This window comes from Christiangramia sabulilitoris (genome assembly GCF_007050985.1).
GTDB lineage: Bacteria > Bacteroidota > Bacteroidia > Flavobacteriales > Flavobacteriaceae > Christiangramia > Christiangramia sabulilitoris.
On record NZ_VHSF01000002.1, the window covers coordinates 698,754 to 714,180 of the forward strand.

The 15,427-nt window shown below is 39.7% G+C and carries 21 protein-coding genes; 2 read left to right on the plus strand and 19 right to left on the minus strand.

The annotated features are described in order from the left end of the window. Window positions 1-7: 7 nt before the first annotated feature. The 19 genes from rpsH to rpsL form a co-directional block, all read right to left on the minus strand. Window positions 8-406, minus strand: a complete 399-nt coding sequence (gene rpsH / locus FGM01_RS09775; RefSeq protein WP_143410986.1) for a 30S ribosomal protein S8 — start codon at window positions 404-406, stop codon at window positions 8-10. A gap of 57 nt (window positions 407-463) precedes the next feature. Continuing rightward, window positions 464-733, minus strand: a complete 270-nt coding sequence (gene rpsN, locus FGM01_RS09780; RefSeq protein WP_143410987.1) for a 30S ribosomal protein S14 — start codon at window positions 731-733, stop codon at window positions 464-466. Between the two features lie 2 nt (window positions 734-735). Further along, on the minus strand, window positions 736-1,287 hold the full coding sequence (rplE, locus tag FGM01_RS09785) for a 50S ribosomal protein L5 (RefSeq protein WP_143410988.1): 552 nt from the start codon (window positions 1,285-1,287) through the stop codon (window positions 736-738). 2 nt (window positions 1,288-1,289) lie between these two features. Further along, the gene (gene rplX / locus FGM01_RS09790; protein ID WP_026933551.1) at window positions 1,290-1,601 is read right to left on the minus strand and encodes a 50S ribosomal protein L24; all 312 of its coding nucleotides are present in this window, start codon (window positions 1,599-1,601) and stop codon (window positions 1,290-1,292) included. A gap of 12 nt (window positions 1,602-1,613) precedes the next feature. Further along, the gene (gene rplN, locus FGM01_RS09795) at window positions 1,614-1,982 is read right to left on the minus strand and encodes a 50S ribosomal protein L14 (RefSeq protein WP_026933550.1); all 369 of its coding nucleotides are present in this window, start codon (window positions 1,980-1,982) and stop codon (window positions 1,614-1,616) included. Between the two features lie 2 nt (window positions 1,983-1,984). Further along, a complete protein-coding gene (gene rpsQ / locus FGM01_RS09800; RefSeq protein WP_011710687.1) occupies window positions 1,985-2,242 on the minus strand; it encodes a 30S ribosomal protein S17 in 258 nt (85 codons plus the stop codon). An 18-nt stretch (window positions 2,243-2,260) separates the two neighbouring features. Then, window positions 2,261-2,452 (minus strand): 50S ribosomal protein L29, encoded by a 192-nt coding sequence (rpmC, locus tag FGM01_RS09805; protein ID WP_011710688.1) that lies wholly within the window; start codon window positions 2,450-2,452, stop codon window positions 2,261-2,263. 10 nt (window positions 2,453-2,462) lie between these two features. Continuing rightward, complete coding sequence (gene rplP / locus FGM01_RS09810) at window positions 2,463-2,882, minus strand: 50S ribosomal protein L16 (RefSeq protein ID WP_011710689.1); 420 nt, start codon at window positions 2,880-2,882, stop codon at window positions 2,463-2,465. A gap of 20 nt (window positions 2,883-2,902) precedes the next feature. Further along, window positions 2,903-3,622, minus strand: coding sequence for a 30S ribosomal protein S3 (rpsC, locus tag FGM01_RS09815; RefSeq protein WP_011710690.1), 720 nt, complete (start codon window positions 3,620-3,622; stop codon window positions 2,903-2,905). 8 nt (window positions 3,623-3,630) lie between these two features. Continuing rightward, window positions 3,631-4,038, minus strand: a complete 408-nt coding sequence (gene rplV / locus FGM01_RS09820) for a 50S ribosomal protein L22 (RefSeq protein ID WP_011710691.1) — start codon at window positions 4,036-4,038, stop codon at window positions 3,631-3,633. 8 nt (window positions 4,039-4,046) lie between these two features. Then, window positions 4,047-4,325 (minus strand): 30S ribosomal protein S19, encoded by a 279-nt coding sequence (rpsS, locus tag FGM01_RS09825; RefSeq protein WP_011710692.1) that lies wholly within the window; start codon window positions 4,323-4,325, stop codon window positions 4,047-4,049. 6 nt (window positions 4,326-4,331) lie between these two features. Further along, the gene (gene rplB, locus FGM01_RS09830) at window positions 4,332-5,168 is read right to left on the minus strand and encodes a 50S ribosomal protein L2 (protein WP_143410989.1); all 837 of its coding nucleotides are present in this window, start codon (window positions 5,166-5,168) and stop codon (window positions 4,332-4,334) included. A gap of 9 nt (window positions 5,169-5,177) precedes the next feature. After that, a complete protein-coding gene (rplW, locus tag FGM01_RS09835) occupies window positions 5,178-5,468 on the minus strand; it encodes a 50S ribosomal protein L23 (protein WP_143410990.1) in 291 nt (96 codons plus the stop codon). A 9-nt stretch (window positions 5,469-5,477) separates the two neighbouring features. Beyond that, on the minus strand, window positions 5,478-6,104 hold the full coding sequence (gene rplD, locus FGM01_RS09840; protein ID WP_143410991.1) for a 50S ribosomal protein L4: 627 nt from the start codon (window positions 6,102-6,104) through the stop codon (window positions 5,478-5,480). Next, window positions 6,104-6,715, minus strand: a complete 612-nt coding sequence (gene rplC / locus FGM01_RS09845; RefSeq protein ID WP_143410992.1) for a 50S ribosomal protein L3 — start codon at window positions 6,713-6,715, stop codon at window positions 6,104-6,106. Before rplC ends, rplD begins: the two co-directional genes overlap by 1 nt. Window positions 6,716-6,861: 146 nt before the next feature. Continuing rightward, on the minus strand, window positions 6,862-7,167 hold the full coding sequence (gene rpsJ / locus FGM01_RS09850; RefSeq protein ID WP_026915146.1) for a 30S ribosomal protein S10: 306 nt from the start codon (window positions 7,165-7,167) through the stop codon (window positions 6,862-6,864). Between the two features lie 10 nt (window positions 7,168-7,177). Continuing rightward, on the minus strand, window positions 7,178-9,289 hold the full coding sequence (gene fusA, locus FGM01_RS09855) for an elongation factor G (RefSeq protein ID WP_143410993.1): 2,112 nt from the start codon (window positions 9,287-9,289) through the stop codon (window positions 7,178-7,180). Window positions 9,290-9,295: 6 nt separating this feature from the next. Then, the gene (gene rpsG, locus FGM01_RS09860) at window positions 9,296-9,772 is read right to left on the minus strand and encodes a 30S ribosomal protein S7 (protein ID WP_026915144.1); all 477 of its coding nucleotides are present in this window, start codon (window positions 9,770-9,772) and stop codon (window positions 9,296-9,298) included. Window positions 9,773-9,795: 23 nt separating this feature from the next. Further along, window positions 9,796-10,170 (minus strand): 30S ribosomal protein S12, encoded by a 375-nt coding sequence (gene rpsL, locus FGM01_RS09865; RefSeq protein WP_010230128.1) that lies wholly within the window; start codon window positions 10,168-10,170, stop codon window positions 9,796-9,798. A gap of 434 nt (window positions 10,171-10,604) precedes the next feature. Between rpsL and FGM01_RS09870 the strand changes: the two genes are divergently transcribed. Together FGM01_RS09870 and FGM01_RS09875 are read left to right on the plus strand one after the other, a co-directional pair. Then, window positions 10,605-13,817: a SusC/RagA family TonB-linked outer membrane protein gene (locus tag FGM01_RS09870; RefSeq protein ID WP_143410994.1), complete on the plus strand. Its 3,213-nt coding sequence runs from the start codon at window positions 10,605-10,607 to the stop codon at window positions 13,815-13,817. Between the two features lie 5 nt (window positions 13,818-13,822). Beyond that, entirely contained in the window at window positions 13,823-15,412 is a 1,590-nt protein-coding gene (locus FGM01_RS09875; RefSeq protein WP_143410995.1) for a SusD/RagB family nutrient-binding outer membrane lipoprotein, read from the plus strand. The last annotated feature ends 15 nt before the right edge of the window (window positions 15,413-15,427 follow it).

The window sequence follows — 15,427 nt, forward strand, 5'->3', positions numbered from 1 at the left end:
TTAAGTATTAGTAAACGTAGCACAATACTTCACCACCAACTTTATTCGCTTTCGCCTGCTTCCCGGTCATTACCCCGTGAGAAGTAGAAACGATCGCAATTCCAAGACCATTAAGGATTCTTGGGATCTCAGTTGATCCGGCGTATTTACGTAAACCAGGTTTACTTATTCTTTGAATTTTCTTGATTACCGGCTCTTTAGTAAGTTTATCATACTTAAGAGCGATCTTGATAGTTCCCTGAGCGGTAGTATCCTCGAACTTGTAACTAAGAATATATCCCTGATCGAATAATATCTTTGTGATCTCTTTTTTAACATTGGAAGCAGGAATTTCCACTACTCTGTGGTTGGCCGCGTTAGCGTTCCTGATTCTTGTTAAGTAATCTGCAATAGGATCTGTATTCATTTATCTTTGTTTGCGGATGTGGTTTTCATTTTTAGAACCTTCATCCAATTTATAATATTACCAGCTTGCTTTCTTAACTCCCGGGATAAGACCTTTATTAGCCATTTCTCTGAACATTACACGAGAAAGACCAAATTGTCTCATATAACCCTTAGGTCTTCCGGTTAATTTACATCTGTTATGTAAACGAACTGGAGAAGAGTTCTTTGGTAATTTTTGTAAACCTTCCCAATCACCAGCTTCTTTAAGCGCAGCTCTTTTCTCGGCATACTTCTTTACCAATTTCTGTCTTTTTACCTCACGGGCTTTCATTGATTCTTTAGCCATAATTAGTTCTTTTTAAAAGGTAATCCTAGTTCAGTTAACAATGCTTTAGCTTCCTTATCGGTTTCAGCAGTCGTAACAAAAGTGATATCCATACCAGCAATTCTATTTACTGCATCAATATCGATCTCAGGGAAAATGATCTGCTCAGTGATCCCTAAGTTATAGTTACCTCTACCATCAAATCCGTTAGATTTGATTCCGTTGAAATCACGAACACGCGGTAAAGCGGAAGTGATTAGTCTGTCTAAGAATTCATACATTCTGTATCCACGTAAAGTAACTTTTGCACCAATTGGCATTCCTTTACGCAACTTGAACGATGCAACATCCTTCTTAGAAATAGTAGAAACGGCTTTTTGACCGCTAATAGCAGTAAGTTCGTCTACAGCATGGTCGATAAGCTTCTTATCTGCCACTGCTCCACCAACTCCACGGCTAATTACTATTTTCGTAAGTTTTGGCACCTCCATAATGTTGGAGTAGCTGAATTCTTCCTTAAGAGCATTCTTTACTCTCTCGTTATATTCCTGTCTAAGTCTTGGTACGTATGCCATAACTATATTACTTCATTAGATTTTTTAGAAAATCTCACCTTCTTTCCATCTTCTTCTCTGTACCCAACTCTCGTTGTCTCACCGTTCTTGTCGATAAGTGACAGATTAGAAATATGAATAGGAGCTTCCTTCTCCTTAATTCCACCTTGTGGATTAGAAGCACTAGGCTTCTCATGCTTAGAGATCATATTAACCCCTTCCACAATAGCTTTATTCTTCTCGATAAGTACCTTCTGCACTTTTCCTTCCTGACCTTTATGGTCTCCGGCAATAACGCGAACGGTATCTCCTGATTTTATTTTAAGCTTTGTCATCTTCTTAATGTATTAAAGCACCTCTGGTGCCAATGATACAATTTTCATGAATTGCTTATCACGAAGTTCACGAGCTACAGGTCCAAATACACGGGTTCCGCGCATTTCTCCCTGTGGGCCTAACAACACACAAGCATTGTCATCAAAACGAATATAAGATCCGTCTGGTCTGCGAACTTCTTTCCTGGTACGAACAACAACTGCTGTTGAAACTGCACCCTTCTTGATATTTCCGTTAGGTGTAGCTTCTTTTACACTGACAACTATCTTGTCTCCAACAGATGCGTATCTTTTCTTTGTACCTCCTAATACACGGATAGCTAAAACTTCTTTAGCTCCGGTATTATCTGCTACTTTTAGTCTGGACTCTTGTTGTACCATGGTTATTTAGCTCTTTCAATTATTTCTACTAGTCTCCAAGTCTTGGATTTACTTAAAGGTCGTGTTTCCATGATCTTTACAGTATCACCTTCGTTGCAGTCGTTATTTTCGTCGTGTGCTACGTACTTCTTCGTTTTCAAAACGAATTTTCCATACATAGGATGTTTTACCTTTTTCACTTCAGAAACCACGATAGATTTCTGCATTTTGTTACTTGTAACAACTCCTACACGCTCTTTTCTTAAATTTCTTTTTTCCATCTTTCAGCAGAATAACAATTATTGTTGTTCTCTTTTAGTTAACTCTGTAGCTAATCTCGCCACGTCTCTTCTTACAGTTCTTAACTGTATTGGATTCTCCAACGGCGAAACAGCGTGAGCCATTTTTAAATCTGAATAAGCTTTTCTAGACTTACCAAGCTCTTCTTGCAATTCTGCAACAGACAATTCTTTTACTTCTGATTGTTTCATAATTCCAATATTATTCTTGATAATCTCTAGCTACAACAAATTTAGTTCTCACAGGAAGCTTTTGAGCTGCAAGACGTAACGCCTCTTTAGCCACATCCATTGGTACACCACCAATTTCGAACATGATTCTTCCTGGTTTTACTACAGCTGCCCAATATTCTACAGCACCTTTACCTTTACCCATACGTACTTCAAGAGGTTTCTTTGTGATAGGCTTATCCGGGAAAATTTTGATCCAGATAGATCCTTCTCTTTTCATATAACGGGTAGCGGCGATACGAGCTGCTTCTATTTGACGTGCAGTAACAAAACTAGAATCCATTGATTTGATTCCAAAAGTACCATTAGAAAGTCTGTGTCCTCTCTGAGACAAGCCTTTCATACGGCCTTTTTGTTGCTTACGGTATTTCGTTCTTTTAGGTTGTAACATTTTTTCTTTCCTTTAAAAAATTACTTTCTACGACGTGATTTGTTTCCACCTCGTCCGGCACCGGATTTTTTACCTTGATTTTTCGCAAGACCAACAAGAGGCGAAAGCTCTCGTTTTCCGTATACCTCACCTTTCATGATCCATACTTTCACACCCAATCTACCATAGGTAGTATGAGCTTCAACTAAAGCATAGTCAATATCAGCCCTAAAAGTAGACAATGGAATTCTACCATCTTTGTATGATTCTGAACGTGCCATCTCAGCACCGTTTAAACGTCCGGAGATCTCAATCTTGATCCCTTCTGCATTCATTCTCATTGCAGCCGCGATAGCCATCTTGATTGCACGACGGTAAGAGATACGATTCTCAATTTGTCTGGCAACACTTGCTCCTACTAAATGAGCATCAAGTTCTGGCCTCTTAATCTCAAAGATGTTAATTTGAACTTCCTTGTCGGTAATCTTTTTAAGCTCTTCCTTAAGCTTGTCTACCTCTTGTCCACCTTTCCCGATAATGATACCAGGTCTGGCTGTAGTGATAGTAACGGTTACAAGCTTAAGCGTGCGCTCGATGATTACACGCGATACACTCGCTTTAGAAAGACGAGCATGGATATACTTTCTAATCTTATCGTCTTCGGCTAATTTATCACCGTAGTCATTACCTCCGTACCAGTTGGATTCCCAACCTCTAATGATACCAAGGCGATTTCCGATTGGATTTGTTTTTTGTCCCATACTATCTCTTAGCTTTGTGTATTATTGTTTGCTCCAAGCACTAATGTAACGTGATTGGATCTCTTTCTAATTCGGTGTGCACGACCCTGTGGAGCAGGACGAAGTCTTTTTAACATACTTCCTCCATCTACACGAATCTCTTTCACAAATAATTCAGCTTCTTCAAGATTTGCATCTTCGTTCTTAGCCTGCCAGTTGGCAATCGCAGAAACCAAAAGTTTCTCTAAACGGTTTGATGCTTCTTTCTTGCTGAATTTTAGAATATGAAGCGCTTTTTCTACTTTTTCACCTCTTACTAGATCCGCCATAAGACGCATTTTTCTTGGCGAAGTAGGGCAGTTATTTAACTTTGCAAAAGCTACCTGTTTCTTGGCTTCTTTTATCTGCTCTGCTCTTTCTCTTTTACGAACTCCCATAGCTTCAATTATTTTCTACCTTTATTTTTTGCACCTGCATGTCCTCTGAAAGAACGTGTTGGTGAAAATTCTCCTAGTTTATGACCTACCATGTTCTCAGTTACATAAACAGGAACAAATTGTTTCCCGTTATGCACTGCAATAGTTTGTCCTACGAAATCTGGAGTTATCATAGAAGCTCTAGACCAGGTTTTGATCACGGCTTTCTTTCCTGACTCAACATTCTGAGCCACTTTTTGTTCCAGTTTGTAGTGAACGAAAGGTCCTTTTTTTAATGAACGTGCCATATCTTATTATTTCTTTCTAGTCTTTCTACGTTCTACAATATATTTATTACTCGCTTTGGTTCTTGAGCGGGTCTTGTATCCTTTAGCCGGAAGACCTTTTCTAGAACGTGGGTGACCACCAGAAGCTCTACCTTCACCACCACCCATTGGGTGATCTACAGGGTTCATCGCTACTGGTCTTGTTCTTGGCCTGATTCCTAACCAACGGCTTCTACCGGCTTTACCACCGATTAATAGCTGATGATCACTATTAGAAACAGCTCCTATAGTTGCCATACATAAAGCAAGAACTCTTCTGATCTCACCTGAAGGCAATTTAATAGTTGCATACTTTCCTTCTCTAGCCAATAACTGAGCAAAAGCTCCCGCACTACGCGCCATTACAGCACCCTGTCCAGGTCTTAGCTCGATACAAGAGATCACTGTACCCAGAGGAATGTTAGCCAAAGGCATAGCATTTCCAATCTCAGGACTCACAGCTTCAGTATTTGAAACTACGTTTTGACCTACTTGCAACCCGTTTTGAGCAATAATATACCTTTTCTCTCCATCCTGATAATTCAGTAATGCGATAAAGGCCGTTCTGTTTGGATCGTATTCTATACTAGCAACAGTTGCAGGAATACCCTGCTTGTCACGTTTAAAATCGATAATTCGGTAACGTTTTTTGTGACCACCACCTTTGTAGCGCATGGTCATCTTACCCTGACTGTTTCTACCACCTGATTTTTTTATCGGCGCCAATAGGCTTTTCTCCGGCTTATCAGTAGTAATGGCGTCATACCCATTTACTACTCTAAAACGCTGACCAGGTGTAATTGGTTTTAATTTTCTAACTGACATTGTTTAATCTTAAAGATTACTGTATAAATCAATTGTTTCACCTTCCGCCACCTGTACTACTGCTTTTTTGTAAGCATTAGTTTTACCAGTGATCATACCAGACTTAGTGTACTTGGTTTTGCGATCCGGGCGGACATTCATAGTTCGAACTTTAGTAACAGACACGCCATAAGCAGATTCGATCGCGTCTTTGATCTGAATCTTATTTGCCTTGTTACTTACCACGAAAGTGAAGCGATTATTCATCTCACTATCTGCAGTAGCTTTTTCTGTAATAACAGGTTTAATCAAGATGCTCATAACGGTTTATTAACTTAAATTCGACTCAATTCCTTCTAAAGAACCTTCTAAAAAGACAATGCTTTTCGCATTAAGTATTTTGTAAGTACTTAATTCTGAGCTATTTATCACTTCTGAGGTCTTTAAATTGCGCGACGACAAATATACATTTTTATTTGAGTCACCCAACACTATCAGAGATTTTTTACTTTCAATCCCCAGAGCCTTAAGAACTTCCATGAAGTTTTTAGTCTTTGGTGTATCGAATGAAAAATCTTCAACTACCATAATTGCCTTATCATTTGCTTTGATAGAAAGGGCAGATTTTCTGGCCAGACGCTTAAGGTTTTTATTTAATTTAAAACCGTAATTTCTTGGTCTTGGCCCAAAAACACGTCCACCGCCTTTGAAGATAGGAGACTTGATACTACCTGCTCTCGCAGTACCAGTACCTTTTTGTTTTTTGATCTTACGAGTAGAACCCGAGATCTCTGCTCTTTCCTTAGCTTTATGAGTACCCTGACGTTGGTTAGCCAGGTATTGTTTAACATCTAGATAAACAGCGTGCTCATTAGGCTCTATAGCGAAAACAGAATCAGAAAGCTGAGCTTTTCTGCCTGTTTCTTTTCCTTTTGTATCTAAAACTGCTACTTCCATTACTTACTAATGATTACGTATGAGTTTTTATGTCCTGGCACACATCCTTTTACTACTAAAAGGTTTTTATCTGCCACAACCTTCAAAACTTTAAGGTTTTCAACTTTTACTCTTTCGCCACCCATTCTTCCGGCCATCTTCATTCCCTTGAATACTCTCGCAGGATAAGAAGCTGCACCAATAGAACCAGGAGCTCTCAATCTGTTGTGCTGACCGTGTGTGGCCTGTCCAACTCCTCCAAACCCGTGTCTCTTAACTACACCCTGGAATCCTTTTCCTTTAGATGTACCTGCGATATCCACAAATTCACCTTCTTTGAAATGATCCACGGTAACAGAGTCACCTAATTTGTAATCTTCATTATAACCCTGGAATTCAACGACTTTACGTTTTGCAACGGTTCCTGCTTTTTTAGCGTGCCCTTCAGCAGCTTTATTTACAGTCTTTTTGTCATCGAAACCAAGTTGAAGTGCTTCATACCCGTCAACCTCTTTGGTTCTGACTTGGGTAACCACGCATGGTCCAGCTTCGATCACGGTACATGGGACATTTTTCCCATTCTCGTCGAAGATGCTGGTCATACCGATCTTTTTTCCTATTAACCCAGACATATTTAATTAATTATTAATTGTTTACTTATTTAAAAAACTAAGGGCTGAAAAACACATTCAGCCCTGAATTGTATCTTTCACCGTTTTTCCTTTGCGAAACGCGCCGGACATGTAAACCGCGCACCGAAGTGCGCGGAACTGTTTTATCACACTTTGATCTCTACTTCTACACCACTTGGCAATTCAAGCTTCATCAACGCATCGATCGTCTTTGAAGAAGAGCTATAGATATCAAGTAACCTCTTGTAAGAGCTTAATTGAAACTGCTCTCTGGACTTCTTGTTCACGTGAGGTGAACGAAGAACAGTAAAGATTTTTTTGTTTGTTGGTAACGGAATTGGTCCGGTAACAACAGCTCCCGTAGTCTTTACGGTTTTTACAATCTTTTCTGCAGACTTGTCTACCAGGTTATGATCGTAAGATTTTAGTTTTATTCTGATTTTTTGACTCATTTCCTTAAGATTATTCGTTTGCTGCTCCTTTAGCTGCTTTGATCACTTCTTCAGAAATATTAGAAGGAGTTTCAGCATAGTGAGAGAATTCCATAGTTGAAGTTGCTCTACCAGATGAAAGTGTTCTTAATGTAGTTACATAACCGAACATTTCAGAAAGTGGCACTTCAGCTTTGATTACTTTCGCTCCAGATCTGTCTGACATGTTGTTTACCTGACCTCTTCTTCTGTTAAGGTCACCAACGATATCACCCATGTTTTCTTCTGGAGTTACAACTTCTACCTTCATGATTGGCTCAAGGATAACCGCTCCTGCTTTCTTAGCAGATTCTTTATATCCCATCTTAGCAGCCAATTCGAAAGAAAGTTGATCTGAATCCACAGGGTGGAAAGATCCATCCTTAAGAACAACTTTAAGGCTGTCCATTGTAAATCCTGCAAGAGGACCATTCTTCATAGCCTCTTCAAATCCTTTCTGTACTGAAGGAACAAATTCTTTAGGAATACGTCCACCTTTGATCTCATCTACGAACTGAAGACCAGTTCCTTCGAAATCTTCATCTACAGGTCCTAATTCGAATACGATATCTGCGAATTTACCACGACCACCAGATTGCTTTTTGTAAACCTCTCTGTGATCTGCAGGTCTTCTTACCGCTTCTTTGTACTCTACCTGAGGCTCACCAACGTTTACTTCAACTTTGAATTCACGCTTCATACGATCAATAATGATCTCTAAGTGAAGCTCACCCATACCAGAAATAATAGTCTGACCTGAGTTCTCATCAGTTTTTACTGTAAAAGTTGGATCCTCTTCAGCCAATTTACCAAGAGCCATTCCCATTTTCTCAACATCAGCCTTAGTTTTAGGCTCTACTGCGATACCGATTACCGGTGCAGGGAAAGACATAGATTCAAGGACAATTGGGTGTTTAAGATCTGTAAGAGTATCACCGGTTTTAATATCTTTAAAACCAACAGCAGCTCCAATATCTCCAGCCTCGATACTATCGATAGGCTCTTGTTTGTTAGAGTGCATTTGATATATTCTTGAGATACGCTCTTTCTTACCAGAACGTACGTTCAATACGTAAGAACCAGCATCAAGAGTACCTGAATAAGCACGGAAGAATGCTAAACGACCTACGAAAGGATCGGTAGCAATTTTAAATGCAAGCGCAGAAAATGGAGAATCCACATTTGGCTTACGGCTTTCTTCTTCACCTGTATCAGGGTTAGTACCTACAATCGCATCTACATCTACTGGAGATGGAAGGTAACGCATAACAGCGTCAAGCATTGCCTGAACACCTTTATTCTTAAATGCAGAACCACACATCATCGGGATGATGCTCATATCTATAGTAGCAGCTCTCAAGGCAGCGATGATCTCATCTTCTGTAATTGAAGATTCATCTTCGAAGAATTTCTCCATCAAAGCTTCATCATATTCTGCAACCGCTTCTACTAATTCTGCACGGTATTTATTTACATCTGCTTCTAATTCAGCAGGAATATCGATAGTATCATAGGTCATCCCGTGATCTTCGTCATTCCAGATAATTGCTTTCTTAGAAATAAGATCCACCACACCTTTGAAGTCGATTTCATCACCGATTGGAACCTGAAGAGGCACCGGGTTACCACCAAGCATTTCTCTTACCTGGCGACATACGTTAAAGAAATCTGCTCCCTGACGGTCCATTTTGTTAACGAACCCAAGACGTGGAACTCTATATTTATCTGCCTGTCTCCAAACAGTCTCAGACTGAGGCTCAACCCCGTCTACTGCAGAGAACAATGCAACAACACCATCAAGTACACGTAAAGAACGCTCTACTTCTACCGTAAAGTCAACGTGACCTGGGGTATCGATAATGTTAACTGTATATTCCTGATCTCTATAAGGCCACTTACAGTGAGTCGCTGCAGAAGTAATGGTAATACCACGTTCCTGCTCCTGCTCCATCCAGTCCATAGTAGCTGCGCCATCATGAACTTCACCAATTTTGTGACTTATACCTGTATAATAAAGGATACGCTCTGTTGTCGTGGTTTTACCCGCGTCAATGTGAGCTGCAATTCCAATATTTCTAGTAAATTTTAAATCTCTTTGTGCCATGTTGTTTTAGAATCTAAAGTGAGAGAATGCTTTGTTAGCTTCAGCCATCTTATGCGTATCTACTCTTTTCTTAACAGCAGCTCCTTCTTCTTTTGCAGCCGCAAGAATTTCAGCAGAAAGCTTTCCAGCCATCGACTTCTCGTTTCTCTTGCGCGCAAAGCTTATTAACCACTTCATAGCAGTAGACACCTTACGGTCTGGTCTTATCTGCATTGGGATTTGAAAAGTAGCACCTCCAACACGTCTGCTTCTCACTTCTACGTGAGGCATAACATTAGAAAGAGCATCCTTCCAGATCTCTAATCCAGATTTCTCTTCGTCTTGTTTCTTTTCTTCCACGATCGCGATAGCGTCATAGAAAATTTTAAAGGCAACCGATTTCTTACCATCCCACATCATCATGTTCACAAAACGTGTCACAAGCTGATCATTAAATTTTGGATCTGGTAAAAGAGGTCGTTTTTTCGCCTGTCTTTTTCTCATTTCTTTACATTAAAAGTTTTTAATTACTTCTTAGGGCGTTTAGCTCCGTACTTAGATCTACGCTGAGTTCTACCTTCAACACCGGCAGTATCTAGCGCACCACGAACAATGTGATATCTAACACCAGGCAAATCTTTTACCCTTCCACCTCTAACCAATACTATCGAGTGCTCCTGTAGATTGTGTCCTTCTCCCGGAATGTAGGCATTCACCTCTTTTCCGTTAGTCAACCTTACCCTGGCTACTTTTCTCATAGCCGAGTTTGGTTTCTTAGGAGTTGTTGTGTACACACGTGTACAAACACCTCTCCTTTGAGGGCACGAATCCAAAGCAGCCGATTTACTCTTCTTGGTTATTTTGGCTCTTCCTTTTCGTACTAATTGTGAAATTGTTGGCATAATTTCCTATACACTAATTATTAATAAAATTTACTCCCCTGTTTTTTTAGGGTCTGCAAAGGTAGAAATAAAAAAATACTATTCAAATATCGAATCGTTTATTTTTCAGAAAATTAGAGTTTTATAGGTAGAAAGCTTAAATGTAAGAGAACTGCGATTACTTAATTTTTCGATTCATTATCAGTTTTTAACTTAATAAAGGAATTATTAACACTAAAAAATATCCCGGTCTCGCCTAACAATTATAAATACATCATTTTTTTAACTTTTAAAGGGTATTTATACCCACTGCTGCACCCCAATGTTAAACTCTTTCGCTACTACTCTAAATAACAGATTATTAAAGTGTTAAGGCTTTTTGAAGCTGATTATTAGCTTGGAAAGCACCTTATTTCTAACCAAATTTGGCGCTGGCTAATTCAAATAATTTAAAAATGAAAACAAGGTTTAGTAGTATTTTAACGCTATTGCTGGCGTTCGTGGTGCAAGTAACGTTTGCACAACAACAAACGGTCTCCGGAACGGTGACAGACGATGATGGTCTGCCACTACCAGGAGTAAATGTCATCGTAAAAGGAACTTCTACCGGAGTTCAAACAGACTTCGACGGTAACTATTCTATTGAAGCAGCACAGACAGATGTACTGGTTTTTTCCTTTATAGGAATGAAAACTGCAGAATATCCCGTTAGCAGCACAAATATTGTTGACGTAGTTCTTGAAACAGATACTGCGCAGCTGGATGAAGTTGTAGTAACCGCTTTAGGTATTACAAGGGAGAAAAAATCATTGGGATATGCCTCGCAACAACTTGATGGAGAAGAATTAACGAGATCCAGAAACAGCAATGCTCTTAATTCACTATCTGGTCAGGTAGCTGGTGTGCAAATCACCAATAACAGCGGACAGCTTGGTGGTTCAACCCGAATTGTTCTGCGTGGGGTAGGTTCTATCACCCAGGGAAACAAGCCACTCATCGTGGTTGACGGAATTCCACTGGATAACTCAAACTATAATTCCAACAGCGCCCAGACTGGTAGCGGTGGTTACGATTTTGGTGATACAGGATTTGATATCAACCCTGATGATATCGCCAGCATGAACGTACTTAAAGGTGGTGCGGCAGCAGCATTATATGGTAACCGTGCCAACAATGGTGCAATTATTATTACCACCAAATCTGGTAAAAAAGGTAAAGCTGAAATTACAGTGAATTCTGGCGTTAGCTTTGAAAGCATTAACATTATCCCTCAAGTACAGAAACTGTATGGAGGAGGTGGAGGAGACAACTCTACAATTGGGCAATCTACATTTGACCAGGCTACTATTGACGGTACTACTTATAATATAGTACAATATGGAGTAGATGAGTCATGGGGTCCAAGATACGATCCTAATGCACAGGTACTTCACTGGGATGCTTTTGATCCTGAATTTCCAGATCAATATTTAAATCCAAGACCTTGGGTTTATCCTGAAAATGATAAAGAAGACTTTTTCGATACAGGTGTTAGTGTTAATAACGGGGTAGCCTTTTCGCTTGGTTCAGAGAAATCGACCATGAGATTATCTTTAAATAATACTCAATCTAAAGGTATTGTTCCACAGAGTGAACTTGATAAAACAAGTTTAAACTTCAATGGAAAAACTGAACTTTCAGACAGATTATCTGTAGATGCAGGTATCAACCTTACCGTTACTGACGGATACAACCGTCCTGCTTTTGGATACAGCGGGAACAGTGTTATCCTGCAATTCTTTCAATTTGGTCAAACTCAATTAGACTACGAAAGATTAAAAGATTACAAATTACCTGATGGTACCCAGAGAACATGGAACAGAATTTCTGTAGAAAATGGTACTCCCAGATATACAGATAATCCATACTGGATCATCAATGAGAATTATGCTGAAGACAAAAGAACCAGATGGTTTGGTAATGTTGGAGCAAAATATGATTTCACAGACAATTTTTATGCAACAGCAAAAATGTATGTGGATCAATATGATTTTAGAGTAGCTACAAGAATCGCTGAAGGTTCACAGTCTCAGTCTCAGTATTACGAGGCAGACAGAGATTTCACAGAAATCAACTATGAAGCTATTCTGCACTACGACAAAAGCTTTTTTGATGATAAATTAGATCTTAATGCATTTGCCGGAGGTAACAAGAGAGACACTAAATTCAGAGCACTTATTGGTCAGACTCAGGGTGGACTTGTGGTACCAAACATCTATAACCTGAATAACTCTGTAGCAAACCCACTAATCGATGATTATGATGAAAACAAACAAATTGAATCTGTTTTCGGTTCTGCATCATTTGGTTATGACGATATGCTATATTTAACAGTAACCGGTAGAAATGACTGGTCCTCTACTCTGCCAGAAGGAAACAATTCATTTTTCTATCCTTCGATCAATGGTAGTTTTGTGTTTTCCCAGGTACTTGATGCAGATTGGTTAAGCTTCGGTAAAGTTCGTGGTGGTTATGCAGAAGTAGGATCTGATACAGATCCATACCAGCTAAGGAACACCTACAACAGCCGTGTACCATTTTTCGGAAGCATTAGATACAATCAGCCAGACCAGAACAATAACCCTAACCTGAAACCTGAAAGGAAAAACACCTGGGAAGTAGGATTGGAAATGGGCTTCCTTAAAAACAGATTAAGATTTGATGTAACTTATTACGACGAAATAACTGAAGATCTTATTACTCCGGTACAGGTTGATCCAAGTACAGGCTATAATTCTACAGTAGCCAATGCCGGTAAGCTTTCAAATAAAGGTATCGAGGCTTTAGTGAATATCTCTCCAATTAGAACAGATGATTTTGACTGGAACATTACCTGGAACTTTGCCAAGAATGAGAACGAATTACTGGAATTACTACCAGGTGTAAATTCCCTTGAACTTGCCAGGTTCCCTTTTAACGGGGTAACGCTTAATGCAATCGTTGGGCAGCCATATGGTGTAATACGTGGTACCAACTATGTATTTGACGATTCTGGGAACAGAGTGGTTGGAGATAATGGTTTATACCTTGAGACTCCAAACGTTGAAAATCTTGGTTCTGTTTTACCAGATTACAACATGGGCTTTAGAAACTCATTCAGATATAAGAATTTCGATCTTGGATTCCTTATTGATATGCAGAAAGGTGGCGTTTACCGTTCCCTTACTAATATCTGGGGCCACTATTCTGGTATCCTTGAATCTACTGCTGCCAATAACATTCGTGAAGACGGTGTAGTAGTATCTGGTGTTACAGGTGATGTTAGTTTTAATGATGATGGCACATATACCGTTACCAATACAGCTGAAAACACTACCGTTGTGCCGGCACAAAGATGGGGACAGGACTTTTTCTTCGGAAATGACAATCAAAACGTTTTTGCCGCAGATTACTGGAAATTACGTGAGGTTACTTTTGGGTATACTTTACCACAGGAATGGTTAGGAAAAACCGGGGTTAATTCTGTAAGATTTAGCGCCTTTGGAAGAAACCTATTGGTTTGGGGATTAGATAACGACAATTTTGATCCTGAAGTAGCAACCGGAGGAAGTGGAAACATCCAGGGTTCTGAAGGTGGATCACTACCAAGCACAAGAACTTACGGTCTTAATGTTGAAATTAAATTATAAGAAAAATGAAAAACATAAATAAATATATAGGGCTTTTGTTTCTGGGACTCACCTTCGTCTCTTGCGGAGAGGATATTACAGATATCAATGAAAATCCCAATGCCCCTGAGGTAGTACCTACGAATACTATCTTTAATAGTGCAACCAAAGAATTTACAGACGTTTCCAGAAGCTCCTTTAATAATGGACGACTGGTTCTAAACTGGATGGAATACTGGGGACAGAACTCATATGCTGATGAAGACCGTTACCTTTATCGCGAAACAAGTGCTGAAGGCTTATATACCAGTACTTACGAGATAGCTACAGATCTTCAGCAAATTCTAATTCTGAATACAGATCCAGATACGGCAGAAGAAATTTCTGCAGTTGGCGCCAATGAAAACCAAATCGCCGCTGCCAGAATTATGCTGGCATATATGTTCCACCAATTGACCAATACCTTTGGAGATGTGCCATATTACTCTTATGGTTCAGATGATCCGGACTTCCAGGCACTAAATGTTTCTGAAGTTCTTTCTCCGGTATTCGCTTCACAGGAGAAAATATATGCAGACATCCTTAAGGAATTAAGAGAATCTGCTGATATGATCAACACTTCTGAACCAGTATTTACTTCGGGAGACAACATCTTTGATGGAGATCCATTAAAGTGGAAAAAATTCGCCAACTCCCTTATTTTAAGAGTAGCAACCAACATCAAAAATGTTGATCAATCTACTTACGAATCTGCTGTTGCTGAAGCACTGGCTGATGGGGTAATGGAATCTAATGCAGATAATGCCGTACAGGCATACGAATCTGCAGATCCAACAGCGTCTCCATGGTGGAGAGCATTCGTGGTTGGAGGTAGAACAGATTTCGCCGTAGCCGCACCATTTGTGAACCTTTTAAAAGGTGAAACTGGAGATTACGGCCCGGATGCGAGATTATTTGAAATGGCCGCTCCTTATGCTTTGAGCATCGAGCCAATAATTGCTGATTCTTACGAGAGAAGCGAAGACTATGATGATTATGAAGGAGTTCCTTTTGCTTATCAAAACGCAAACGATCTTCCATTTACAGTATATAGCTTCCCAAGCAGCAAGGTGCTTAGACCAGATTATGGTGAAGTACTTATGGAATATGCTGAAGTAGCATTTTTGATCTCTGAATATAATGACTGGGATCAAACCAGTTATGAGAACGGAGTTAGAGCTTCTATGGAAAAATGGGGCGTAGCTTCAGATGAGATCGATTCATTTGTAGCTTCACTTCCTGCTGCGAACGAGGAGAACGTAATTACTCAAAAATATGTTGCTCTTTATATGCAGGCTCACCAGGCTTATGCAGAATACAGAAGAACAGGATTCCCTGATAGTGACATCCTGCTTCTTCCAGGTGAATCTTATACTTTACCTCCTGTGCAAGCTGCAGAGACAGAAAATGACACCTATACTTTTATCGCAGGTGTTTCTGGCGCAGAAGATCTTCCGGCAAGATTAAGATACCCGGTAGTTTTGCAGACGCTTAATGGCGAGAACAGAGCCAGTGCCGTATCTGGATTAGATAATGGTGATACAATTTTTAGTAAACTATTCTGGGATGTTGATTAATTAAATGATTAACTC